We start from the raw sequence: 24,590 nt of genomic DNA, 5'->3' as shown, positions 1-24,590 counted from the left end.
AATCTCTTGTGTAACAATTAGCACATTCTGAATTGGTAAAGATTCCCAATTTACGGGAAGATTATTACCAATCATGATCCAGCAGAATACGATCAGGCAGGTATTACCCGGATTTGAACCGGAGTTGTACACAGAAATGTTTCGATATGGCCAGGTGACCACCCAGGCTGCCGGCACCACCTTTATCAATATCGGGGATCCAATAAAGTCAGTGATCCTTGTATTGGAGGGTATTGTAAAATTATATCAGCAGGATAATGAAGGGAATAAATTTTTCATGTACAGCATACAAGGTGGACAAGCCTGTGCGATTTCATTGGTAAGTGATTACCACGAGGAACTCAGCTCTGTTATGGCTTTAGCATACACAGATACAATGACACTCACCATTCCCCTGGAGCTTATGGATAAATGGCTAATGCAATATAAGAGCTGGCACTATTTTATATTGCGATCGTATCGCGATCGTTATGATGATTTACTACAAACCGTAAATGAGATCGCATTCCGGAATATGGATGAGCGTCTGGAATTCTATATCAGGCGTTATGTAAAACAATTTGGAAACCAGGTAAAATTAACGCACCAGGAGATCTCCAATGACCTTAATTCCTCCAGGGAAGTAATCAGCAGACTGCTGAAGAAAATGGAAAAGAATGGATGGATAATCATACATCGTAGTTATTTTGATTGGGTTAAGTGATTTTTGGCACAGAACAAGCCAATAGATAATAGCAATTTTACATCAGAAAAAAAACTATAAGCCATATGTTCTTCCAACACATTTATGACAAGAGTCTTGCACAGGCAAGTTATTTTATTGGATGTCAGAAAGCCGGCGTAGCCGCTGTAATTGATGCCAAGCGCGATGTAGATACCTACCTCGAAATTGCCAAACAAAACAACATGAAGATCACCCATATCTTCGAGACGCATATCCATGCTGATTTTCTTGCAGGGTCAAGGGAACTTGCTGCGTTAACTGGTGCTGATATGTACCTTTCTGCAGAGGGTGGTGAGGGATGGGAATATGAATTTGCCCATAAGCCTTTGAAAGATGGTGATGTTGTTATGGTGGGTAATCTTAAGATAGAGGTGATCCATACGCCAGGCCATACGCCTGAAAGCATCAGCTTCCTTTTAACGGATACGCCAGCCAGTGATGAGCCGGTGATGTTGTTTACAGGCGACTTTGTATTTGTAGGTGATATTGGCCGTCCCGACCTGCTGGAGAAAGCTGCAGGGATGAAGGGAACCCAGGATGTGGGCGCCCACCAGATGTTTAATTCCATAAAGAAATTCGATGCTCTCTCCGATTTCATCCAGGTATGGCCAGGCCATGGAGCAGGATCAGCCTGTGGTAAAGCGCTGGGTGCTGTTCCTAGTACAACTGTAGGATATGAAAAGGCACGGAACTGGGCCTTCCGATATGAAAATAATGAGCCTGGATTTGTAAAGTATTTGCTTGAGGGCCAGCCAGAACCACCGAAGTATTTTGCAATGATGAAGAAGCTGAATAAAGTTGATCGTCCTTTACTTACAGAGGTTCCTAAGCTTATACAACTGAATGCGGCCGAACTGAAAGAAGCGTTGGATAAGGGTATTAAGCTGATAGATACCCGTAATAAGTCTGAGTTTTCAGAAGGTTTCATTCCGGGTAGCATTAATATTCAGAACAACAATTCATTGAGTACCTGGGCGGGCTGGTTCCTGACTTATGAAGAACCATTTATTCTGCTTGCGGAAGAATCACAGCTGGATGAGCTCACCCGGAAACTGATGCGTATAGGCCTCGACAATATCTATGGTTATGTTCCTTCTGTAAAGGTTTGGGAAGAAACAGGTGGAAAGCTGGAGAAGGAAAATCGTATCAGTCTGGAGGAGTTCAAGTCATTAAAAGAAAGCAATGGTATCCAGGTTGTGGACCTGCGTGGTGCAACAGAATATGAAAGTGGCCATATAGCCGGAGCAGACAATGTGTTTGTTGGAACCATATTAAACAACCTCGATAAAGTAAGCAAAGACAGGAAAGTGGTGATACATTGTCAGGGAGGTGATCGTGCTGCCATTGGCTACTCAATACTTGCCGGCAAGGGATATAAGAATGTGGTGAATTTTTCTTCCGGTATCAATGAGTGGGTCAACCAGGGTAATCCGGTTGTAAGTTAATAGGGTTGATTTAGGTTTTTATAGGACGGGGCTGTCTCATTTAATGGGTCAGCCCTTTTTTGTTGATTATAATCATTGGCTGGTTGATAACTATCAGCATAATGGTATAGTGAACTTTGTAATTTCAGGAAACGCTTATTGATGACTTTCGAGTTCTCGCATCCATATGAATTTGAACCTGGATATTCGCGACCTGTTGCATATTTCTGTATGGAATATGCGATCCACCAAAGTTTTAAGATATATGCGGGTGGACTTGGTTTCCTGGCCGGTTCTCATATGCGTAGTGCCTTTGACCTTAAACAAAACATCGTGGGCATTGGCATATTATGGAAGTATGGATATTATGACCAGGTTCGGAAGGCCGATCAAACGATGGATATCCTCTTCCAGGAAAAAGTATATGGTTTTTTACAGAAGACAGGTATAAAATTCACCATAAATATATCGGGACATGAAGTTTGGGTAACTGCCTGGTATTTGTCACCTTCAGTATTTAATACTGTGCCAATGTTTTTCCTTAGTACCGACCTTCCGGAGAATGATTACCTGGCACAAACCACCTGCCACAAGTTGTATGATGCCAATCCTGAGGCCAAAATTGCAGCTGCAATTCTGCTCGGCGCCGGTGGAGCCCGTTTGCTGGAGATCCTCAATTGGGAGCCGGATATTTATCACCTGAATGAGTCGCATGCATTACCACTTGCCTTTTTTCTTTACCAGCGATACCGCAGCCGCGAAGAATTGAAGCGACACCTGGTATTCACGAACCATACACCCGAAGAAGCAGGCAACGTAAAATCTGATTTAATCTGGCTGGAGAAAATGGGTTTTCTCTGCGGAGTTCCCATTACTGAAGTAAGGATAATTACCCATACAGAAGGCGATACATTAGATCATACAGCTTCCATCTTACACCTGGCAGGCTTGGCGAATGGTGTATCAATACCACACCAGCAAACTATGCTCAAAATGTGGGCTAACCACAACGATATATGTTCTATCATCCCTATTACAAATGCCCAGCATTTCGGTTTCTGGGCTGATGAAGGAATGTATAAAGCACTTGAAGAAGGAGATGATGAGGCCTTATTGAGAAGAAAGAAGATTGCTAAAAGGGCTTTGTTTGAAGAAGTGTCTGACCAGAATGGAGAGATCTATGATGAAAACATTCTCACACTCGTGTTTGCAAAAAGGTTTACAGGGTATAAACGACCTGATCTTTTGTTTCATGATATGGACCGGTTTGAAAAACTTATCAGCAATCCGGATAGGCCCATACAGATCATTTGGGCAGGAAAGCCCTACCCACTTGATTACAGTTCCATAGGTGTATTTGACAAGATTGTCCATATCTGTAAATCTCATTCTAATTGCGCAATACTGGTTGGGTATGAAATGAAATTAAGTCGATTGTTGAAAGGTGGTGCCGATATCTGGCTGAATGTACCTCGCCTTCGTCACGAAGCATCCGGAACCAGCGGTATGACCGCTGCCATGAATGGTGCGGTTAATGTAGCCCTGCCCGATGGGTGGTTTCCGGAATTTGCCCGTGATAAAAAAAATTGTTTTGTCATCCCCTCCTGTAATCCCACTTTAAATGAACACCAGCAGGATGAATTAGATGCCACCTGCCTCTATGAACTCCTGGAAAAGGAAGTTATTCCACTTTATTACGATTACCCTCAAACCTGGTTGCAGATTATGAAAGAGGGAATGCGGGATATTTTTCCGCAGTTTGACAGTGCCCGACTTGCAAGGCAGTATTATACGGAATTATATAATCCCATAACTGTGTCATAAGCTCCCCAAGTACGGGAATTGAATGATCAGGGTAAAAAAAGGTTATGGGTAAAAATAAAAGCGGCGGTCTTTCCAAAACGTTCGCCTCAGTAGCTGATAAAGTTACTAGGGCTACCGGTAGTCCTATTGCATCAATTATTGCCATGTTAATAGTAATTGTCTGGGCTTTATTGGGTCCGGTTTTCAAATTTTCAGACACATGGCAGTTGGTAATAAATACAGGTACTACTATCATTACCTTTTTGATGGTATTCGTCATTCAGCAGTCTCAGAATAAGGACACACTTGCTTTACAATTAAAACTTAATGAACTGATTGCAAGCAGTGATAAAGCTAGCAATAAACTCATAGATATTGAAGAGCTAACGGAAGAGGATCTGATACGTATGCGTAAATATTACCAGCACCTCTTTGACAAAGCAAGGGAGCATGATAGTGCAAATGAATCTCATAGTATAGAAGAGGCTGAGGAGATTGCTCTACAGAAACAAAAGAGGGTAAAATGATGTATTAAAAGTAGATTCCATTACACGATTTAGAACGTGAAATTTTCATGATTACGGGGCAATCGTTTTGCATGGTAGTAATGCCATTAATTTTTAAACAAAAAAACGATTGTTATGAAACGAGAAAACTCAAGAAGCAATTACGGACGAAATGAGTCTTATGGTTCACACTATAATAATGACAGGGGATTTGGTTATGACAGGGAAGGTGAAGAAGATTATGATCGTCGGGACAGGTCTTATGATGATGACCGTTCATGGGAAGGACAAAGGAATCAGGGTCGCGACAGTTATATGAGTCGCCAGGATCGGGGTTATGATCGGGGCCGTGAAGGACGTGATTTTGGATCATATGGAGGAAATGATTATGGCCAGGGTTACGATCAGCGCGGCCATGAGCAACGTGGTTATGATCAGCGAGGATATGACCAGCGAGGATATGATGACCGTGGTTATAATCAGGGCGGGTACAATCGCGGTTATGGACAAGGTAACCAGCAGTCGTGGGGCCGTGGAATGGAGCAAGGATATAATTCCGGAAACTTTGGTGGAGGAATGCCATGGGATCAAAGTCAGCGCAATTTCCCACAAGGTGGATTCGGCAATCAGCAGCAATCTTACGGACAGGGAAGCTTTGGTGGTTACAATGAGCGTAATCCAGGATCTGGCCAACAGGCATGGAATCAGGGCCAGGAACACCAGTCATGGAACCAGGGTCAGGGACAGGGCCATCAGTCTTGGAATCAACAAGGTATGGGCCAACAGGGCTGGAACCAGGAGCATCATGGTCAGGGGCACCAGGGCTATGGCCAATCCAACCAGGGTTATGGCCAATCAAATCAGGGATACGGCCAGGGTAATCAGGGTTATGGATCGGGCAACCAGGGATCCAATCAATCTTATGGCCAGCAATGGAACCAGGGTCAGCAAAACTGGAACCAGGATCGTGAACAGTATGGCAACCAGGGTGATCAGAGAAATCAATCCTGGAACCAGGGAAACCAGGGTAACCAGGGAAGCCAGGGAAGCCAGGGAAGCCAGGGAAACCAGAGTAACCAGGCATGGAACCAAGGGCAATCCGGTGAGGAAAGATCATCGCAGCAGTTCTCTGGTCAGTATAGTAGCCAGGAAGATAAGTCTAAGCAGGATCCATGGAAACAAAGCTCACAGGAAGGCAATAAATCTGAAGCCGGCAAATCCACTTCAATGTCATCCATGAGCAATACTGATAAGAGAGACCAGTCTGAAGAAAATAAGGATGGTAATAAATCAAAAGATTCTTCTCTTGCTGAGAAGAACGCGAAGAAATAAACGTTCTGTTTGTTTCTGAAACCAAAGAGGCTGTCATTTGACAGCCTCTTCTGTTATCCACTATTACACCAAAACTACATGGGCCGGTTTTGCTTGTCTGTCATATTTGGGATCTTTTCTTCTGTAGTGGATGGCTGAGGGGCAGGATGATCAATCTCAGGTTCGTTATTCCCCCCGATATCATTATTTCCTGCACCTTCACCAATATCATCCTGGTCATCTTTATTAGTGATATCATTATCACGGTTTGTCACTGGACCCTGGCTATCATTACCGTTGGAACCACCCCCTTTACCTGGCCCGGGATCAGCGCTGAAATACATAATTGTTTTGTACATGGCATTCGTTTTAAAAGTTATGAATTCTGTTTCAACATCCATGCAAACAGGGTACCAGCCAATTCTATAATGCAGATGGCACGTTTTTTTAACCAGCTGGTTTAATGATGCATATGGTTAGAACAGAAATACCTCTAGTTGAAATAAAGGAACTGGGTAGGATACTAATAACCCGTTCCAAGACAATTGCTATTGCAGAAAGTGTAACTTCAGGATATATTCAAGCCTGGATCTCATCTGCAGATAAGGCCACAAGTTTTTTCCAGGGTGGTATTACCGTCTATAATAATAGCCAGAAGTTTAAACATCTTGGGATTGATCCAATAAAAGCAGATAAGGTGAATGGCGTAAGTGCAAAAATTGCAGAAAAAATGGCAATGGCTGCAGCAACAAATTTTGGAGCCGATTATGGTTGTGCTATAACAGGATACGCGGCCCCCGATCAGGAATTGGATATTGATCAGCCTTACGCCTGGTTAGCTATATGCACGCCCGACCAGGTTATACTACATAAAAGGCTTAAAGGATCAGAGGGAGAATTCCATGAGGTTCAGCAGGGATACGCGCGGCAGGCCATTGATCTGCTGTTAAAAACAATTATATGAAATTATTTCACCTATTTCTGTTATTCGTGTTGTTCAGCTTTTCGGTTTCGCTATCATCCTGTATAACCGAAGCAAACAAGGAAGAAGAAGTAATAGTTTCTTCTGAAAGCGACTCTCCTAAAATTGTTGAAGGAAAGGAAGTTCCTGAACCCAGACCTGACCCAAAAAATTCAACAGGAAATGATGTGTCAGAACCAGTTGTTGGAACAACGGCTACTAATGCGGCCCCATTCATTGAGAAGGCGTTAAGAAGCCATCAGCAGGACATACATATCGCGGGACTTGCGGAGAGTAAAGGAACGAATGCAGATATAAAAAATCTGGCACGTGCACTTAGGGTTGACCATCAGCAGTTGCTTGATGAGTTAAAAGCAATTAGTGGTAATGCGCCAAATGGGCCTGCACAGGGAAAGGAAGTATCGGAGCTGGAAAAGCTAAAAGAGGTTTCATTTGATGAGGCTTGGAAGAGTACCATGCTAAAGCAACAGGAAAGTTTAATCAATACCTACACAGTTCAACTTGGAAAGGAAAATGATCCGGTTTTACAAGCTCATCTCAATAAGGCTATCACCGTTCTTAGATCAAACAGGCAGAAAATGGTAGCGTTTCTAAGTAAGTGATCATCTTCATTTTTAAAGTTGATTTCTATCATTGTTTTGCAGAAAGTATTTTCATAGCTTGACTATCCTAAAATTAGTTCTATGGCAGCGCTAAACAAAGAGATCAGCAATCTTCATGACCTGCTAGATTATGATGCACGTAATCTTCTTAGCGGTGAGATGCAGTTAAAACAGGTCATCCACGATTGGACCAACCGGGCGAATACGTTCAAATTGAAAGAAGTACTTTCCAGATACCTCATTTTTATAGAGAAACATATCTTAGTGCTAACTGGTTTTTTTGCTGAAGAGAAAATGTTTTCCCAGGCTATAGCGAGTAAACCAATGCAGGCCTTTATTCAATCCTGCAACGAAAAACTACAACAATGTGCTGATCCTGAAGTGAGTGATGCCTGTTTGCTATCCTGTATCCAGGAAATTAATCATTATAAGATCAGTAGTTACGGAACTGCGGCTGCATTTGCCAATACATTGGGGATGGAAAAATTTGCTTCTGTGTTTCATGAAGCTGAAGTGAATGAAAAGCAGATTGATGACAGGCTATCACAGTTGGCAGAGCATGATATAAACATAAGGGCAAGGGCGCCAATTTCATTGCCTAACGTTTAGCTGGTCCATACAGGCAGCTACCACTTCGTGTACCTGTATGTTTTCCTTCATCAATAACCATTTGCCCATTCACCAATACATACCTGAATCCTTCTGAGAACTGATGAGGTTGTTCAAAGGTGGAACGATCCGTCACTTTTTCGGCATCAAAAACAACAATATCGGCAGCCATACCTTCCATTATAAGTCCGCGGTTTTTAAGGTTGAATTTCTGCGCTGCAAGGGAAGTCATCCGACGTATTGCTTCCTCAAGGCTTATGATCTTTTCTTCCCGTACATATTTTGCAAGTACCCTTGCGTTGCTGCCATACCCACGGGGATGCGGCATTCCCCGTCCACTTGATACACCAGCGTCGGCCCCAATCATATTGTGTGGATATTGCATGAAGTAGCGCACATCATTTTCATTCATGCTATGATAAATCATTTGTGCACCACCGGAATCGATCATATCTATAACTGTTAACACCTCTTGTTTTAATTTTGGTTTCCTGCCTTTAATTTTATTTATCTCTGTAATTGATTTTCCATTGTAACTACTATCGGCGGAGAAACGGGCCACAACTGCATGGCTATAATTTTTGTATTTATTTTTTTTCATCTGAGAAATCATATCGCTAACGATGCGCTCTTTAACAGCCGGATTGCCAAATCGTAAACGAATTGAGTCCAGTCCGCCATCCTGTGCCCAATCCGGTAACTGTGTATTCAGATTGGTACTGCTGGCTGTGTAGGGATACTGATCGATAGTAACATCATATCCCCCCTTTCTGGCCTCTTCGATATAAGACAATGTTTCACCCGAGCGGCCCCAGTTTGATCTTCCGCTCACTTTAAAATGTGAGATCTGAACAGGTATTGCAGCTTCTTTACCAATATTGATTGCCTCCCTGATGGCTTCAGCAACCTTATTTCCTTCGTTGCGTATATGAGAAGCATATACTCCTTTATGAGCTGCTGCTACTTTTGCCAGGCTAACCACTTCCTCGGTTTTGGAAAACATACCTGGAAGATATATCAGGCCTGTTGATAGTCCAACAGCTCCATCCTGCATTGCCTTTGCAACAATACTGTCCATTTTGCGCTGGTCAGATTCGGTAATAATTTTATTTTCCAACCCAACTGCTAAACGTCTGACTGTATTATGGCCTACCAGCGAGGCAATATTTAATGATGTTTTTATACTGTCGAGCGATGCGAAAAACTGTGAGAGATCATCCGCTGATCCCCCACAATTTCCTGTTATAATTGTTGTAACGCCATCATAGATAAAATTATCGGAGGTTGGGCGTTCAAGGATGCTTCCTTCCACATGACCATGAACATCAATGAAACCAGGGGCAACAATCAGTCCGGTTGCATCAATTGTTTTTGTTGCCTTTTCGGCAGCAAGATTTCCTATTCTGATGATCCTGTCATTCATTATTCCCACATCCCCCCTGAACCAGGCATTTCCGGTGCCATTAATTATTTTACCATTCCGGATAATGATGTCAAAAGGCTGGGCACTAAGGAATAGTGAATGCAGCAACAGAAGGGAAAGGAGTCTAACAGAAAGGAATACCTGCAATTTCATAATTCAGTTTGAAGAAAAGTTACGATATTATATTTCAACTTTTTAAAAGGGGAAACTGGTGTATTTTGGCATTTACTGGGAAAATATTAACTCCTGCCATTTTCCCTAAGGCTGTTCAGCAGAAAGTTTGTAGTTTGATAGCAGCACCCTCAAATGGTTGCCCTAACGATATGCGTTCGCAATTTTGGAATCTGTCCATTGCTACAGGTTTAATATTGGCGGCTTTGTTTGAGCCACATGATTTGATTTCCCAGCCATACCAGCCCAGCGCCGAAGTAATTGCGGCAAGGAAAGCGTTTCAGGCTGATAAATTCGGGATGTTCATTCATTGGGGTGCTTCTAGTGTACTGGGTGACGGGGAATGGGTGATGAACAACAGAAACATAAAGGTTCCGGAGTACCAGAAATTGCAACAGTTATTCTATCCCTCTCAGTTTGATGCTGCCACCTGGGTAGCAGCTGCCAAGGCTGCCGGTATGAAATACATCACTTTTATAACGCGGCATCATGATAGCTTCAGTAACTGGGATACTCAGTACAGCGATTGGAAAATTACCAATACACCCTATGGGCAGGATGTGCTGAAAGCCTTGTCTGATGAATGCCGGAAGGAAGGTATCAAACTTTATTTATATTATTCGCTGTTGGATTGGTATCGCACTGATTACCAGTACTGGACCGGCCGAACCGGCCAGGGAACGGGGCGCACAGAAAGGGGCAGTTGGGGCGATTATATCGAGTTCATGAAGAACCAGTTGACGGAGTTGCTAACTAATTATGGACCGATAGCCGGCATCTGGTTTGATGGCCATTGGGACCAGGTTAGCTTTAATGAAACTACTAAGAAATGGGAAGGTGATAGTAAAGTGGATTGGCAGTATGATGAGATATATTCCTTGATTCATCGTTTGCAGCCCGGAACTTTGATTGGTAATAATCATCATCTGGCGCCTATTGAGGGGGAAGATTTCCAGATGTTTGAACAGGATCTTCCCGGGCAGAACACAACCGGATGGGGTACTGATCCAAACAGTATTTCTGCTCTTCCGCTCGAAAGTTGCATAACTATGAATGGCTCTTGGGGTTTCAATATAACCGACCGGAATTATAAAAGCACAAGGGAAATGATTCAGTTGCTGGTAAAAGCTGCGGGACTTGATGCTAACATGCTTTTGAATGTTGGTCCCATGCCCAACGGTGTAATACAACCCGAGTTTATAAACAGGCTTGACTCCATTGGGAAATGGATGCAAGTAAATGCGGAAAGTATCCACGGTACTCGCGGTGCGGGTATAACTAAAGAAAGTTGGGGTACAGTAACAAGATCGACCGAGGCATTTTATTTTCATGTTCTTGACACCGCTGCCACCAAGATTCGACTGGAGAATTTTCCATACAAGAAACTAAAGTCACTAAAGCTGCTCGCAAACGGTAAATCCATCCCCTACGAACTCAAGAAAAAAGTATTGACAATTGGATTGGATGGCATCGAAAAAGATGCCTACGATACAGTGATAAAAATGATTTATGAATAGGCAGGCATAAAAACCGGAATATGAGATATACTCTTGCACTCGATCTTAAAGATGATCCTCAGGCCATTTCCGAATATGAGTCATATCACCAGGCAGTTTGGCCTGAGGTTCTGGACAGTCTACGGGATAGCGGTATTAAGGAAATGCGAATCTACCGCACGGGTAACAGGCTATTCATGATTATAGAGACAACTCCCGGTTTTTCTTTTGAGGCAAAAGCTGCTGCCGATGCCTCAAATAGCCGCGTGTGTGACTGGGAGGCTCTGATGGAAAGGTTTCAGCAGCGTCTTCCCTGGGCGGAGCCGGGCAAAAAATGGGTGCTGATGGAAGAGATATTCCAATTTCCAATGAACAGTTGAGCGGAGAATAGGTGCCAATTATTATCTTTAAGAATGATCATCATCCAGGCGGTGCATAAACTTTTGAATGCATCGCGCTTAAAAGCGCCATTATATATCTCAGAGTCATCCCCCGGACAGGAATTGCATACCTGGTATGCAAAACTGATCCGGACCTGCTTTCCTGGCAAGATGCTGGTATTGTACATGCACAAGCCATCCGGGTTAACGGTTATTGTTCATGGCAAAACATTGCAGGGAACACATTGTATGTTCAAAGAACGTTTGTTGCTCCTACTACGCCGAAACGGTTTTTCGGAACAATTCATTGACAGAGAACTGGGTTTGATTGATGATGGTTATGTTGTTGGCAAAACCAGTAGCAAACAGATGCTGGGCCGCATGAACCAGCTAACCTACATTATAGAAGAATATTGTGTGCGGTCACCTACTATTGAGGACCTTCCCCTTACCCGGCTTGAAGATCTTATAGCCGATAATATTTACCTGAATACAGAGAATAAAAAGTACGTAGATCCACTGGATTATTTTCGGGATCTGGGGGTGGTTTCACGTCACTGAGAGTAATTTTTCCCAAAATGTTTCGGCGTTCCCCCACCTTTGATCTACAATAAGGAGGCATGCTTATTTTAAGGTATATAGTAGTGATTTTAAACCTTAAAATTTAAGCATATGCAAAAGACTAAGAAGGCACCCGCCGCACCACGTAAAAAAATGACCAGTCAGCAAAAGGAAGATCTTAGTAAGGTCTTTGAAGATGGCCTGAAAGACATGTACTGGGCAGAAAAATACCTTGTGAAGGCACTGCCTAAATTGGCGAAAGCTTCAGAGGATGAAGAATTGGCAGGAGCTTTTGAAGACCATCTGGCTCAAACAGAAGAGCATGTGTCTAAGCTGGAGCAGGTTTTTGAACTTATTGGTAAAAAGGCCGTTGCTAAAAAATGTGACGCTATGGAAGGTCTCGGAAAAGAAGCAGAATCAGTAATGGAAGAGCATGAATCTGGTCCGGCCCGTGATGCAGCTCTTATTATGGCAGCACAAAAGGTTGAACACTATGAAATTGCATCTTACGGCTCGCTGGCTACATTTGCAAAAGTACTGGGCAACACTGAAGCACGTGATATCCTCGGAGGAATTCTTGACAATGAAAAAGATGCCGATAGCTTACTAAGCGAGATTGCAGAATCTATCAATGAAACAGCAGCTGAATAAAGACTTTTGACCCGCATGGAGCAGTCCTGAAGGTCGAATTCCAAAGCGCGCTCTCAATAGTTTTGTATTGAAGCGCGTTTTTTTATTCCATATTTCCGATAATCTTATTCACTTCGGTTTCTGTTGATCGAAGTTTTGCCTGGCAAAATTCAATGAGGTTAGCTGCGCGGTTTAACTTTTGAGCAAGCTGATCAACAGTAATCGTTTCATTTTCAATCTCCGTTGCAATCTCCTGTAATTCGGCATAGGCCGACTCATAGGTCAAATGGTTTTCCATCAGGTATTTTTTTGCTATTAACTGTAGTGCTTATTTCTGCATCCACCATAATAATGTCAACAAGATCACCCTTTTTAAAGTGTCTCCCACTCGAAACAAAATTATTATTGTGTCGTATTAGTGCAAAACCTCTCTGAAGTAGATTTTCAGGAGATGCCATACGGAAAAGCCTGATCATGTTATCAATATTGGATTGATGCAGTTTTATAAAATTCCGGTTATGAAGCCGGAGTGTACTGATCTTGTGGAATAATTCATTTTTTCTTGCTGAAATTAGTTGGACTGGCCTTTGGGCGAACATATTTTTCCATGTAATAAGTGATTGTTTGTGCTGGTAAAGCAGAGACTGAGACTGGAACAGTACAGCGGCCCGCAATTGTGTTAGTTCTTGCTTGCTTGCCGCCAACATTTGCTGGGCATAAATGATTGCAGACTGCTGACTTGTTAGTAATTCCTGTTCAAAGGTCCTGTTATGCTGGATGATATACTCAGCAACCTTAGTGGGTGTTTTGAGGGAAGTATGAGCCATCATATCCGTAATGCTCTCATTTTTCTGATGGCCAATGCCAGCAAGCACGGGGAATGGGCAGGCCGCAACAGCCGCAGCTATTTCATACCTGTCGAAAAGTAAAAGATCGGTACCGGAGCCCCCTCCCCGAATAATCACCACAGCATCGTAGTCCACTCCTTTTTGATGCGCAGCTTCTGCAACATCTTCTAGTGTGGCTGCCAGGGCGGGCGCATTCTGCTCACCCTGCACGGTGGTAAAAAAACCATCAATTATAAACTTATAATGAAATGGATTGTCTTCAAGGCTATGTAAGAAATCTTCATATCCCGCAGCATTTCGGGAACTCACGATAGCTATACGTTGGATAACAATGGGCATCTCCAGCTCCTGGTTAAAAGTCTGTACTTTGCCTTCACTGTTACGCCAAACATAATCTGGGTTTTCGTTAAGCAGTCTTTCAATTGTAGCTTGCCTTTGCTGTTCCTGCTTGCCCAGTGTAAAGCGGGGGTCAATATCCAGAAGGGTAAGTTTAAGTCCGTATACCGGATGGTAATCAACTGATACCTCAGCCAGCACTTCAATATCATTGGTGAAAATTTGCGCAGTCTCATTCTCAAATGCCTTTATTCTTGACGCCCCTGTACTCCATGCAACAGCGGAGATTTTTGTAATAATATTGCCATTACCGGATGCCGCTTTGGTTTGATTTTTCAAGTTCCTGCCTTCACGTTCAACCAGATCAAAATAATGAAATCCCTTCTGGCGATAAAAGCTGTGATTAATTACTTCCGCTATTACCCAAAATCTTTTATAAGCAAAACTATCCTGCAATGTTTCCTGGATGAGCAGGCTGAGTTGTGATAACAGTATGTTTGATGACATGCGTTAAAGATAAGAATTGTAAAGAGGCGTTAATGCAATTCTCCACATCGGCATTATCGAATTCCCATGATTCAACAGAGGACCCTTTAAAATTTACCACTTTAAATCTAGGAAGGCGGGAAATGGATATGATTGGCGTATTGAATTATCTGCGAATAAGTGTTAAAATGACAAATAATATTGATAATGATGACTTTAGGTGTTTCATTCATAGACGTATCTAACTAACAGATACAACTAGTAATGCTACCTCTTTAATAGATATGCATTATTGGTGAGTGTATCGGTTTAGGAAAGTAAGCCTAAAAAAATAATTTAAAATAATTTGGCTAAGTATTAATAAATGTCAAAAATACATTTATTTTAGTGCAAGGAAATCGTATTTCCTTATTTTGTTTTTTGCATTGTGAACCATTATTAAAAAAAACTTATGAGATTGCTTGTCACACGAAAATTTCGGTGCATACTGCTTTGCATCTCTCTCACTTTAACCTTTTTGCAGGTTTCCGCACAAACCACTCCAGTAACGGGAAGAGTCACCGATATAAAGGGTAATCCCATTGTTGGTGCAACTGTTTCACTTCAGGGTAATAGTGCGATGGTAATGACTGATCAGGATGGTCGATTTAGCATTGAAGCTAAAGAGAACGACATTCTACAATTAACCAATGTAGGTTTTAAGGAACAGCGCATTACCGTACGTGCTGGTCAGGCCATTCGCGTTTCTCTAGAAGAGGCAGTAGGCACACTGGATGATGTTGTCGTTGTAGGTTACGGTACACAGAAGAAAAAGGATCTTACAGGATCGGTTGGTGTTGTTAAAGTAGATGATGCCAAAAAAACGGCAACCTATGATGTGGCTAAAATGCTACAGGGTCAGGTATCAGGTGTAACTGTTCATGGTTCGGGAGAACCAGGTGGGTACGTACGTATCAAAATTCGAGGGGTGAGTTCCTTTGAGAACAATGATCCTCTTTTTGTGGTGGATGGTGTTCCGGTAACTGCTCCTTTTGATTTCAATCCCGGTGATATTGAAAGCGTTCAGATATTAAAGGATGCTTCGGCCGGTGCAATATATGGAGCACGCGCTGCAACAGGTGTAGTTATCATTACTACTAAAAAAGGCAGGGCCGGACAACTCAAAGTCAATTATAACGGATATGTGGGTGCACAATTCAATCCTAAAAAATTGTCAGTTACGGATCGGGTTGGATACCAGAAGATCGTTACTGCGGCAGAGCTGAATGCAGGACTTGGGATTGCACCCGCCAATGATCCATCCAGTGCAAGTTTTGTGGATGATGTTAACACCGACTGGCAGGAGGAAGGTTTTCAAACAGGGTTGATCCAGGATCATAATGTAGGTTTTTCTGGTGGAAGCGAAGCAGCAACCTATAGCGTTTCTCTTGGTTATTTCGACCAGCAGGGAACATATACTGGTCCACAGAAATACAATCGCTATACTCTTAATGCAAACCTTGGCGGTAAGAAGGGAATATTTTCCTATGGGGCGAAAATAGCCTATAGCCAGTCTGGAAAAGTAGCGCCTTTCAATGATATGGGCTCACGCGCTGTATTTGGTGGAATGGTCACCAGTCTGGTTACCGCTTTCCCAACTATTCCGGTTAAAGACCCGAATCATATTGGTGGATATGGTGGACCCGCAGAAACAATTTACAGGGGTATCATGCTGAATGTGATAGGTATGAATGCGTTGCTGGATAATGAGAACAACCGCTCCCGGATGCTTGGAAGCTTTTGGGGAGAGCTGGCATTGGCAAAGGGACTAAAATACAGACTCAACTTAAGTTATGATCGTACAGACTGGAAAGACAGTTGGTTCGAACCAGAGTTTGAAATGGGTACATACTATACCAATACATTATCGCTTCTTCGGGATAACCGCGGTATTAATAATACTTCACTTATCGAGAATCTGTTAACATACAAACTGGAGTTGAATAAGCATTCATTCGATCTCCTTGGAGGAATAACATATCAGTACGATCGCGGAGAAGGAATTTATGCCAGTGCGCGTGGTCTTACAATGCCCTACTATCCCAATTTTGAACAGGCGCCCGCTGAGGGAAAAACAGTTTCAAGTGGCTACCAGGAAAGCAATATCTTCTCCTATCTTGGAAGACTGAATTATAATTTCGATGATCGTTACCTGTTGACGCTGAATTTCAGAAGGGATGGTTCATCACGGTTCGCACCTGGTAATAACTTCGGTAATTTCGCCTCAGCTGCAAGCGCCTGGAACCTGCATAATGAGCAGTGGTTAAGTTTGCCCGATGCTATCAGTTCGCTGAAAATAAGGGGTGGCTATGGTGAACTTGGAAACCAGAATATTCCCAATTACGCCTATCAGGCTTTTGTGAATACCAATGCGTCTTATGTTTTTAACGGCGTTCTCGCACCGGGTACAACAACCGTAAATGTTGTTGACCCTTCATTGAAATGGGAAACGAAAGTTACCTCATATGTTGGTCTGGATGCGGGTTTAATGAATGAGAAGCTCACTTTCTCAGCTGAATATTATCGCAATACGAATAAGGACCTTCTCTTCCCCCTTCCTATACCATTAACGGTTGGATCATTCCCCTCAAATGTGATTTCCAATGCTGCGACTATGCGTAATAGTGGTTTAGAATTCAATCTTGGTTATCGCAGCCAGGTGGGGAAATTCAAATACAACCTGAATGCAAATATGCACACAGTGAAGAATGAAGTACTAAAGCTGGGTGATAATGATGACCCTATTTATGGTGCAGGCAGCAAAACAGAAGTTGGTCGTTCAGTAGGTGATATTTTTGTTTACCGTACTGCAGGACTCTTCAATAGTCAGGAAGATATTGCCAAGCATGCACAGCAGGTGAATGCGGCTCCCGGTGATGTTAGATTTGTGGATACTAATGGAGATAATGTGATCAATGACCTCGACAGGGTTTACCAGGGCAGTGCTATACCAAAATATTATTTCGGATTCAATGCCGGAGCCGGTTACGGAAACTTTGATTTTTCAATGTTTTGGCAGGGGCATGGAGGTAACAAGGTGGTTAATGGGATCTATCATGACCTTATGCTTGGTTTATATGCTAACTACCATACCGATTACCTGAATTACTGGACACCTCAAAATACGAATACAAATGTTCCTCGTCCGGTAATTGGAGATCCTAATGGCAACAACCGCTTGTCTGATCGCCATGTCGAAAGCGGCAATTATGTAAGGCTTCAGAATTTTCAGGTTGGATATTCACTCCCTGCTGGTATGCTGGGTAAAACCAAGATACTTAATTCACTACGCATTTATGTTTCTGGACAAAATGTTCTTACCATTTCTGATTACAAAGGATATGATCCGGATTTCATGAGCGATGGTCTCTATAGCAGGGGCTTTGATATTGGTTCATGGCCTAATCCAAGAACGTACATGTTTGGGGTGCAGGCAGGTTTTTAAGGTCGCTAAATTTCAAAAAAATCGAAATGAAAATGTCAACAATAAAAGTATACGCGGTAATGATTGCCGCAGCAACTATAGGGTTCACAGCCTGTGAGAAAAAGCTTGAACTCGTTAATCCTAATGCACCTACCTCAGCCAGTTTCTGGAAAACGGCAGATGATGCTGTTAAGGGAGTTAATGCTGCATACAGCAGCCTGATCATCGATGGAAGCTATATGCGTTCCACACCACTCATGATGGATACACGTGGCGACGATGCAAAAAGTAATAGTCCCTGGCTTCAGATGTACAATACCGGAAAATTTGCTCTTAACACTGCAGATGGCGCAATTTATGGCTGGTCTTACGGGGCCTTTTATGAAGGGGTGTCAAAGGCCAACCAGGTTTTACATTATGTTCCGCAAATCGAGATGGACGCGGAATTAAAGAACAGGATACTTGGACAAGCCCATTTCCTGCGTGGATTATATTTTTTCCATCTCGCAAATTTCTGGGGAAATGTTGCATATCCTACTGAGCTGCCAGCAAGTAAAGTTGCTTATTATATGGTTCAGGAAACCCCGGAAGCCGGTTGGGCTAAAGCAATGGCAGATTTTGATGCAGCGGCTGGTCTCTTACCCGTTAGTTATGATGGCGTACATGGTCCTGACCAGGGTAATAAAGGACGGGCCACCAAAGGTGCCGCACTGGCTTACCTGGGCAAGGCTCAGCTTTTTAATAAACTATGGCCAGAAGCGGCAGCAAGTTTCAAGGCTGTGATTGACCTTGGTATTTATGACCTCATGGATAATTATCGCGATAATTTCAGAGAGAATTCTGAAAATAATATCGAGTCAATTTTCGAAGTTCAGTTTGATGGAAGTGTTGGAGGAACAGAATTGGGCTGGGGCGGCACCCCATCCTCTTCCTGGGGTAAATACAGTGCAAGAGCAATAACCTATGGCCCCCGAGGATTTGGTTTTGTGGATGTTCAGCCAACAAGGGCTGCATTCAATGCTTTCAATGAAGAAAAGACAGTTGATGGCAAAGAAGATCCACGCTTGCGTGCCACAATGTTCTTTAATGCCCCAGGTGTTACATTATACGGACAGGAATTCTCGGTGGCCTATGCAAATAATCCCGCCGACCTCAATGATCTGTTCGTGCGTAAATATCAGAATGACGAAACCAAACCGAATGAATTTGACTGGCGTTCAGGCATGAATGAAAGACTCCTTCGCTATGCGGATGTATTACTCATGTATGCTGAGGCACTAAATGAAACTGGCGCAACTGCTGAGGCATACCAGTGGATCAAACTGGTTAGAGATCGGGTGGGTCTCCCAGATCTTTCGGATACAAAGCCCGCAATGACACAGGCGCAGATGCGTGAACAGATTGCGCACGAGAGATTATTGGAACTCAGTCTTGAAGGTAAACGGTTTGATGATATCAATCGTTGGGGGTGGCTTAAGGACCCAGTAAAACTGGCTATGCTAAAGGAAAGGGATCCCGAATTCAATTCATACCAACCGGGGCGCGAATACTTTCCAATTCCTCAGTCAGAGATCGAAATAAATAAAGGATGGATTCAAAATAGCAGTTATTAAATTTTTCTCATACAGCAAGCATCAGTCGTTTATTGGGAGTATGGCAGGAGGATTGTTCCCGATCCTCCTAACCCCTCCCTTCTTAAGTAATAATTATACAAAAGTGTATATTTAACAATTAATAAGCCACATAAAACATTTACATGAACATAACGATTGCCATCTTCTTTCGGCTGCTCATAAAATCAGCCCTTACATTAATTTTAATTTTTAATTCATTAAACGTATTGCAGGCACAGGTGGTGACTGTATCACTCCGTGCATCCGAAGCTCAGCATGTAATTGATAAGAATATTTACGGTCATTTTGCTGAACACCTGGGCACCTGTATTTATGGTGGGTTTTATGTTGGTGATACGAGTACACTTGTTCCACATTCTGAAGGCGTACGTAATGATGTTATTGAAGCGTTGAAAAAGTTGAAAGTGCCTGTACTTCGCTGGCCTGGTGGTTGTTTCGCTGATACTTATCATTGGAAGGATGGTGTTGGTCCCCGCGAAAAACGACCCACAATAGTTAACAGGTGGTGGGGAGGAGTTACAGAAGATAATAGTTTCGGTACGCATGATTTCCTGAATATGTGTGAGAAGATCGGCGCACAGCCTTACCTGGCCGGAAATATGGGGAGTGGTACAGTACAGGAAATGATCGACTGGGTTCAGTATGTAAATTTTGAAGGGGTAAGTCCAATGAGTAAATGGCGTAAAGAAAATGGCCGTGATAAACCATGGGACGTAAGTTATTGGGGCGTGGGAAATGAAGCGTGGGGATGCGGTGGTAACATGACTCCCGAGTATTATGCCAATGAGTACCGTAAGTATGCAACTTTCATGACGGATTGGGGCAATAACGATAAAATGTTTCGTATTGCTTCCGGTGCCAATTCAGGAGATTTGAAGTGGACTGAAGTTCTTATGCGCGATATCCCCCACCACATGTTAGAAGGGGTGGCACTTCACCATTATGCTGTAATCGATTGGGCCAAGAAAGGTCCCTCTATTGATTTTACTGAAGCGCATTATGCAGCTACAATGAAGTCAGCATTAAAGATGGAGGAATTGGTAACAAAGCATTCAGCGATAATGGATAAATATGATCCTAAGAAAAGAGTGGCACTGGTTGTTGATGAATGGGGAGGATGGTATGATGGCGATCCTGGTACTAACCCAGGGTTCCTGCAACAACAAAATACAATGCGTGATGCAATGATCGCAGGGGTAACACTAAACATTTTTAATAATCATGCAGACAGGGTGCGTATGGCAAATCTGGCACAGACCATTAATGTGCTACAGGCCGTAATACTTACTAATAAAGAAAAGATATTACTTACCCCAACATTTCATGTTATGGAAATGTACAATGTGCATCAGGACGCAACAATGATACCCGTGGATTTTGCTAGTCCCACTTACATCGCTGGCAAGGATACCATGAATGCCATTTCTGTTTCCGCATCAAAGAATAAGGCTGGCGTCACACATATATCTCTCGTTAATATTGATCCATCTAATGCCAGGGAGATTAACATTGGAATAGATGGCCTGTCAGTTAAGTCCGTTAAAGGACGTGTTCTTTCATCAGCAAAGATTCAGGATCATAACAGCTTTCAGCAAGCTGAAAAAGTGAAGCCAGCAGTTTATAATGGGGCTTCATTGAAAGGAAAACAAATAAATCTGAAAATGGCTCCTGCTTCTGTAGTGGTGCTTGAATTAAGGTAATGCTAATGTGGAGATATATATTTGAGTATACCCTGTCAATGGTGTTCGTAGCAGTTATGGCGGCCGGATGTTCCAAAACGGACTCCGGGCCAACCCCAGGGCCCGATCCCAATCCTGGGCCGGGTCCAAATCCTTCACCAGCCTTTGACATTAATTCAATCCGCGATAATTACGAGGATATTGCTGCCCCCGAAAAGTATTTGTTCTGGGGATCTCATAATGTTCATGATCCTTCCATTATTAAAAGCGGGGAATATTATTATGCATATAGTACGGATGTTGCATGGGGTCATGCTATCCGGGTGGGCTTACAGATTAGGCGCTCCAAAGACCTGGTGGAATGGAAAACAGTGGGCTGGGTATTTGAAGGTCTTCCTGCAAAAGGTGCTGCGTTTATAAGACAAAACAATAGCGAACCATTTGGATCACTCTGGGCGCCATATGTTTTGAAGGTAGGTAACGAATACCGGCTTTATTATTCTCTATCAAGTGCAAAGCCAAGGCTGAGTGTTATTGGTCTGGCTACCGCCTCCTCTCCCGAAGGGCCCTGGAAGGAAAAAGACCTTGTGGTTGTTTCCAGGGATGACCAGACTATACAGACGAATGCTATCGATCCTGCTGTAGTAGTTACCCCAACTGGTGAACATTGGTTTTATTATGGGTCCGCATGGGATGGTATTTATGCATTGTCGTTAGATCCGGTAACCGGTCTTGCAAAGTCGCCCGGATATAAAGGCAAGCGCATTGCAAATCGCGGATTTACAGGAGGAAAATATAATGGAAATATTGAAGGGCCGGAGGTTGTTTATAATACCCAATTAAAAAAGTATTATCTGTTTATTTCTTACGATTGGCTTGAAACAAAGTACAATGTACGGGTAGCAAAAGGCGATAATCCCGATGGTCCTTTTTATGATTATAATGGAAAGGATGTAAATATTAATGAGGATCATGGCCCTATGATTTTAGCCCCCTATCAGTTCAGGAACCATAGCGGTTACCAGGGTGTTGCTCATAATGCAGTTTTTGAGGATGGCACGGGTCAGTATTTTATTGCGCATCAGGCGAGGCCGGGGAATGGCAAATTCTTTATGAACCTGCATGTAAGAAAAATTTTCTGGACCCCCGATGGCTGGCCAGTAGTTTCTCCCGAACGATATGCATGGGAAGATAATAGTCTTGTTCCTGCCGCGGATATATCTGGTAATTATGAGCAGATCGTGATGGGCTATCGTGTTGTTCCCGGATATGCGGAAGAGCAGGTCTCTCCTGACTTCCAGGTGAGTGTTGATCTGATGATCAATGCTGACGGAAGTCTTAACAACAATGCTGGTACCTGGAATTATAACGCACCCTGGCTCGAACTCAAATGGAACAATGGCTACACCGATAGGGTAATGGTACAAAGAGGCCGTGATTGGGAAAATAAGAAAAACACTATCATATTCACCGGACTTAATAATGAAGGAGTTGCTGTTTGGGGAAAGAAAAAATGATCAATGATGTATAGGATTTTACTATTAGTTGCCTTGCTTTTTTCATTTAATGGAGCCATGCATGCGCAAGAGAATGCAGACATAGTAGTTAATGCAGAACATAAAATTGCACCAATACAACCTACTATGTGGGGAGTGTTTTTTGAAGACATTAATCTTGGCGCCGATGGAGGCATGTACGCAGAATTGGTGAAGAACCGTTCCTTTGAATTCACTAAACCATTGATGGGATGGAAATCAGAAGGCAAGGTGAAAGAGGGGAATTTCCTGGTCATTAACCGCGGATTTGAATCTGAAAAAAATCCCAGATTCTTACGTGTAAGCACTGAATCAGCAACAAAAGGAAGTCTGGGTATTACTAATGAGGGTTTCCGTGGTATGGGAATTAAAAAAGATCTCCAATATGATTTTTCTGTATGGTATCGCCAGCCTGTAAAAGGACTGATAATGCACCTTGAGCTCTTGAGTGACAATGGCGAAAATATTGGAAGCGCTGTGTTTACTCCTGAATCTACCAACGAATGGAAGCAGGGTGCAGTGAGTTTGAATGCTACTTCTACTGTTGCAAAAGGGCAATTCAGAATATGGTTCGAAGGCAATGGCCAGATAGATCTGGATATGATTTCTCTTTTTCCCACTGATACCTGGAAGGGACGCAAGGGGGGACTTCGCGCAGATATGGTACAGATGCTGGCTGATATGAAACCTGGCTTTATCCGCTTTCCGGGAGGATGCATTGTGGAAGGTCATGATCTTGGCGTAAGGTATCAATGGAAAAAAACGATCGGCCCAATTGAACAACGCCAGCAGATCATTAATCGGTGGAATACGGAATTCGCGCACAGGCCCACACCCGACTATTTTCAAACGTTTGGTCTAGGGTTTTTCGAATATTTTCAGATGGCGGAAGATATGGGTGCCGAGGCACTGCCTATCCTTAATTGTGGCATGGCCTGCCAGTTCAACACCGCTGAGGTGGTTCCCCTTCATCAACTGCAGCCCTATGTTCAGGATGCACTGGACCTTATTGAGTTTGCTAACGGGGATGCCACAACGTATTGGGGAAAGGTTCGCATCGCACTAGGACATCCTTCCCCCTTCAACCTGAAATATATTGGAGTCGGGAATGAAAATTGGGGGCCCCAGTATGTAGAAAGGCTAAAGATTTTTACGAAGGCAATTAAGGAAAAGTATCCATCTATTAAAATTGTGAACAGTTCCGGTACTGATCCTGAAGGTGAGCGATTCGAATACCTTAATAAGGAGCTTCGCAACATGGGTGCTGATATTATAGACGAACACTATTATCGTCGTCCGGAATGGTTTCTCAGTAACGCAGGCCGATATGATTCTTATAATCGTAAAGGTTCAAAAGTGTTTGCAGGTGAGTACGCTGCCCAAAGCGACAAAACGGTGAGCATCAATAACCGGAATAACTGGCTTACAGCAATGGCAGAAGCAGCGTTTCTTACTGGACTAGAAAGGAATGCTGAGGTGGTTCATATGGCTTCTTATGCTCCTTTATTTGCGCATGTAGATGGTTGGCAGTGGACACCTGATCTTATATGGGTGGATAACTTAAAAGTATATGGGACCCCCAATTATTATGTACAGAAGCTTTTTTCAACAAATCGTGGTACCCATGTTGTTGAAATCACAAAAAACCAACTGCCACTAACGGGTAAAGACAGTTTATATGCTTCCGCAGTGCTTGATGAAGATAAAGGTGAACTAATCTTGAAGATTGTGAATGCTTCGGGGAAACAAGTGGAAAGGAATTTGAAAATCAAGGGGGTGAAGCGAAAAGATGACTCTCTTAAAATGTTGGTTTTAAAAAGCGATGATCTAAATACTGTGAATTCTATTGATTCACCAATGACTGTGGCTCCTGTTGAATCTGTTATTAAAAGCAAAGGCTCTAAAATGAAGCTTCTTCTGGCACCACAATCGCTTACAGTAGTTCGCATTGCTTTGAAGAAGTGATTAATTCCAGGTACGCATAACT

Annotated in this window: 21 protein-coding genes; 17 read left to right on the top strand and 4 right to left on the bottom strand. The window is 42.9% G+C overall.

The annotated features are described in order from the left end of the window. The first annotated feature begins 73 nt into the window (after positions 1 to 73). The 5 genes from HY58_RS15570 (at position 74) to HY58_RS19035 (ending at position 5,789) form a co-directional block, all read left to right on the top strand. A complete protein-coding gene (locus HY58_RS15570) occupies positions 74 to 703 on the top strand; it encodes a Crp/Fnr family transcriptional regulator (protein ID WP_039134017.1) in 630 nt (209 codons plus the stop codon). 65 nt (positions 704 to 768) lie between these two features. After that, entirely contained in the window at positions 769 to 2,169 is a 1,401-nt protein-coding gene (locus HY58_RS15565; RefSeq protein WP_039134013.1) for a rhodanese-like domain-containing protein, read from the top strand. Positions 2,170 to 2,310: 141 nt separating this feature from the next. Continuing rightward, positions 2,311 to 3,972, top strand: coding sequence for an alpha-glucan family phosphorylase (gene glgP / locus HY58_RS15560; protein WP_039134010.1), 1,662 nt, complete (start codon positions 2,311 to 2,313; stop codon positions 3,970 to 3,972). A 44-nt stretch (positions 3,973 to 4,016) separates the two neighbouring features. Beyond that, positions 4,017 to 4,478: a low affinity iron permease family protein gene (locus HY58_RS15555; protein ID WP_039134008.1), complete on the top strand. Its 462-nt coding sequence runs from the start codon at positions 4,017 to 4,019 to the stop codon at positions 4,476 to 4,478. A gap of 114 nt (positions 4,479 to 4,592) precedes the next feature. Then, positions 4,593 to 5,789 carry a hypothetical protein gene (locus HY58_RS19035; RefSeq protein WP_052324200.1) on the top strand — a complete coding sequence of 399 codons (1,197 nt, stop codon included), beginning with the start codon at positions 4,593 to 4,595 and terminating at the stop codon, positions 5,787 to 5,789. 74 nt (positions 5,790 to 5,863) lie between these two features. Here the strand turns inward: HY58_RS19035 and HY58_RS15545 are convergent, their stop codons facing one another. After that, positions 5,864 to 6,127 (bottom strand): hypothetical protein, encoded by a 264-nt coding sequence (locus HY58_RS15545; RefSeq protein WP_156123719.1) that lies wholly within the window; start codon positions 6,125 to 6,127, stop codon positions 5,864 to 5,866. Between the two features lie 113 nt (positions 6,128 to 6,240). On the opposite strand from HY58_RS15545, the gene HY58_RS15540 reads away from it, so the two are divergent. From HY58_RS15540 to HY58_RS15530, 3 genes are all read left to right on the top strand, one after another. Beyond that, positions 6,241 to 6,732, top strand: coding sequence for a CinA family protein (locus tag HY58_RS15540; protein WP_172644671.1), 492 nt, complete (start codon positions 6,241 to 6,243; stop codon positions 6,730 to 6,732). After that, complete coding sequence (locus HY58_RS15535; protein WP_039134001.1) at positions 6,729 to 7,352, top strand: DUF4142 domain-containing protein; 624 nt, start codon at positions 6,729 to 6,731, stop codon at positions 7,350 to 7,352. Before HY58_RS15540 ends, HY58_RS15535 begins: the two co-directional genes overlap by 4 nt. 81 nt (positions 7,353 to 7,433) lie before the next feature. Beyond that, positions 7,434 to 7,961 (top strand): ferritin-like domain-containing protein, encoded by a 528-nt coding sequence (locus tag HY58_RS15530; RefSeq protein ID WP_039133998.1) that lies wholly within the window; start codon positions 7,434 to 7,436, stop codon positions 7,959 to 7,961. Here the strand turns inward: HY58_RS15530 and HY58_RS15525 are convergent. Next, positions 7,951 to 9,537, bottom strand: a complete 1,587-nt coding sequence (locus HY58_RS15525) for an amidohydrolase family protein (RefSeq protein WP_039133995.1) — start codon at positions 9,535 to 9,537, stop codon at positions 7,951 to 7,953. The two genes, HY58_RS15530 and HY58_RS15525, sit on opposite strands and share 11 nt — an antisense overlap. Before the next feature lie 170 nt (positions 9,538 to 9,707). Between HY58_RS15525 and HY58_RS15520 the strand changes: the two genes are divergently transcribed. The 4 genes from HY58_RS15520 to HY58_RS15505 all read left to right on the top strand — a co-directional run bounded on the left by HY58_RS15520 (position 9,708) and on the right by HY58_RS15505 (position 12,643). Further along, the gene (locus tag HY58_RS15520) at positions 9,708 to 11,072 is read left to right on the top strand and encodes an alpha-L-fucosidase (RefSeq protein ID WP_082022198.1); all 1,365 of its coding nucleotides are present in this window, start codon (positions 9,708 to 9,710) and stop codon (positions 11,070 to 11,072) included. Between the two features lie 20 nt (positions 11,073 to 11,092). Beyond that, the gene (locus HY58_RS15515) at positions 11,093 to 11,431 is read left to right on the top strand and encodes an L-rhamnose mutarotase (RefSeq protein ID WP_039133992.1); all 339 of its coding nucleotides are present in this window, start codon (positions 11,093 to 11,095) and stop codon (positions 11,429 to 11,431) included. 33 nt (positions 11,432 to 11,464) lie between these two features. After that, positions 11,465 to 11,992: a hypothetical protein gene (locus tag HY58_RS15510; RefSeq protein ID WP_039133989.1), complete on the top strand. Its 528-nt coding sequence runs from the start codon at positions 11,465 to 11,467 to the stop codon at positions 11,990 to 11,992. Positions 11,993 to 12,103: 111 nt separating this feature from the next. After that, complete coding sequence (locus HY58_RS15505) at positions 12,104 to 12,643, top strand: ferritin-like domain-containing protein (protein WP_039133987.1); 540 nt, start codon at positions 12,104 to 12,106, stop codon at positions 12,641 to 12,643. A gap of 82 nt (positions 12,644 to 12,725) precedes the next feature. Here the strand turns inward: HY58_RS15505 and xseB are convergent, their stop codons facing one another. Together xseB and xseA are read right to left on the bottom strand one after the other, a co-directional pair. Then, positions 12,726 to 12,920, bottom strand: coding sequence for an exodeoxyribonuclease VII small subunit (gene xseB, locus HY58_RS15500; protein WP_039133983.1), 195 nt, complete (start codon positions 12,918 to 12,920; stop codon positions 12,726 to 12,728). Next, positions 12,898 to 14,313: an exodeoxyribonuclease VII large subunit gene (gene xseA, locus HY58_RS15495; protein ID WP_039133981.1), complete on the bottom strand. Its 1,416-nt coding sequence runs from the start codon at positions 14,311 to 14,313 to the stop codon at positions 12,898 to 12,900. Before xseA ends, xseB begins: the two co-directional genes overlap by 23 nt. Positions 14,314 to 14,743: 430 nt before the next feature. On the opposite strand from xseA, the gene HY58_RS15490 reads away from it, so the two are divergent. From HY58_RS15490 to HY58_RS15470, 5 genes are all read left to right on the top strand, one after another. Then, entirely contained in the window at positions 14,744 to 17,776 is a 3,033-nt protein-coding gene (locus HY58_RS15490) for a TonB-dependent receptor (RefSeq protein ID WP_039133978.1), read from the top strand. A 32-nt stretch (positions 17,777 to 17,808) separates the two neighbouring features. Then, entirely contained in the window at positions 17,809 to 19,368 is a 1,560-nt protein-coding gene (locus HY58_RS15485) for a RagB/SusD family nutrient uptake outer membrane protein (RefSeq protein WP_052324198.1), read from the top strand. A 143-nt stretch (positions 19,369 to 19,511) separates the two neighbouring features. After that, on the top strand, positions 19,512 to 21,089 hold the full coding sequence (locus HY58_RS15480; protein WP_052324197.1) for an alpha-N-arabinofuranosidase: 1,578 nt from the start codon (positions 19,512 to 19,514) through the stop codon (positions 21,087 to 21,089). Between the two features lie 38 nt (positions 21,090 to 21,127). Beyond that, positions 21,128 to 22,585, top strand: a complete 1,458-nt coding sequence (locus tag HY58_RS15475) for an arabinan endo-1,5-alpha-L-arabinosidase (RefSeq protein ID WP_216593818.1) — start codon at positions 21,128 to 21,130, stop codon at positions 22,583 to 22,585. A gap of 3 nt (positions 22,586 to 22,588) precedes the next feature. Further along, positions 22,589 to 24,568 (top strand): alpha-L-arabinofuranosidase C-terminal domain-containing protein, encoded by a 1,980-nt coding sequence (locus HY58_RS15470; RefSeq protein WP_039133974.1) that lies wholly within the window; start codon positions 22,589 to 22,591, stop codon positions 24,566 to 24,568. Positions 24,569 to 24,590: the final 22 nt, after the last annotated feature.

The sequence above is a fragment of the Flavihumibacter sp. ZG627 genome (assembly GCF_000814325.1).
GTDB lineage: Bacteria > Bacteroidota > Bacteroidia > Chitinophagales > Chitinophagaceae > Flavihumibacter.
Note: the sequence above shows the minus strand (reverse complement) of the source record. Positions and strands in the feature narration are given on the sequence as shown.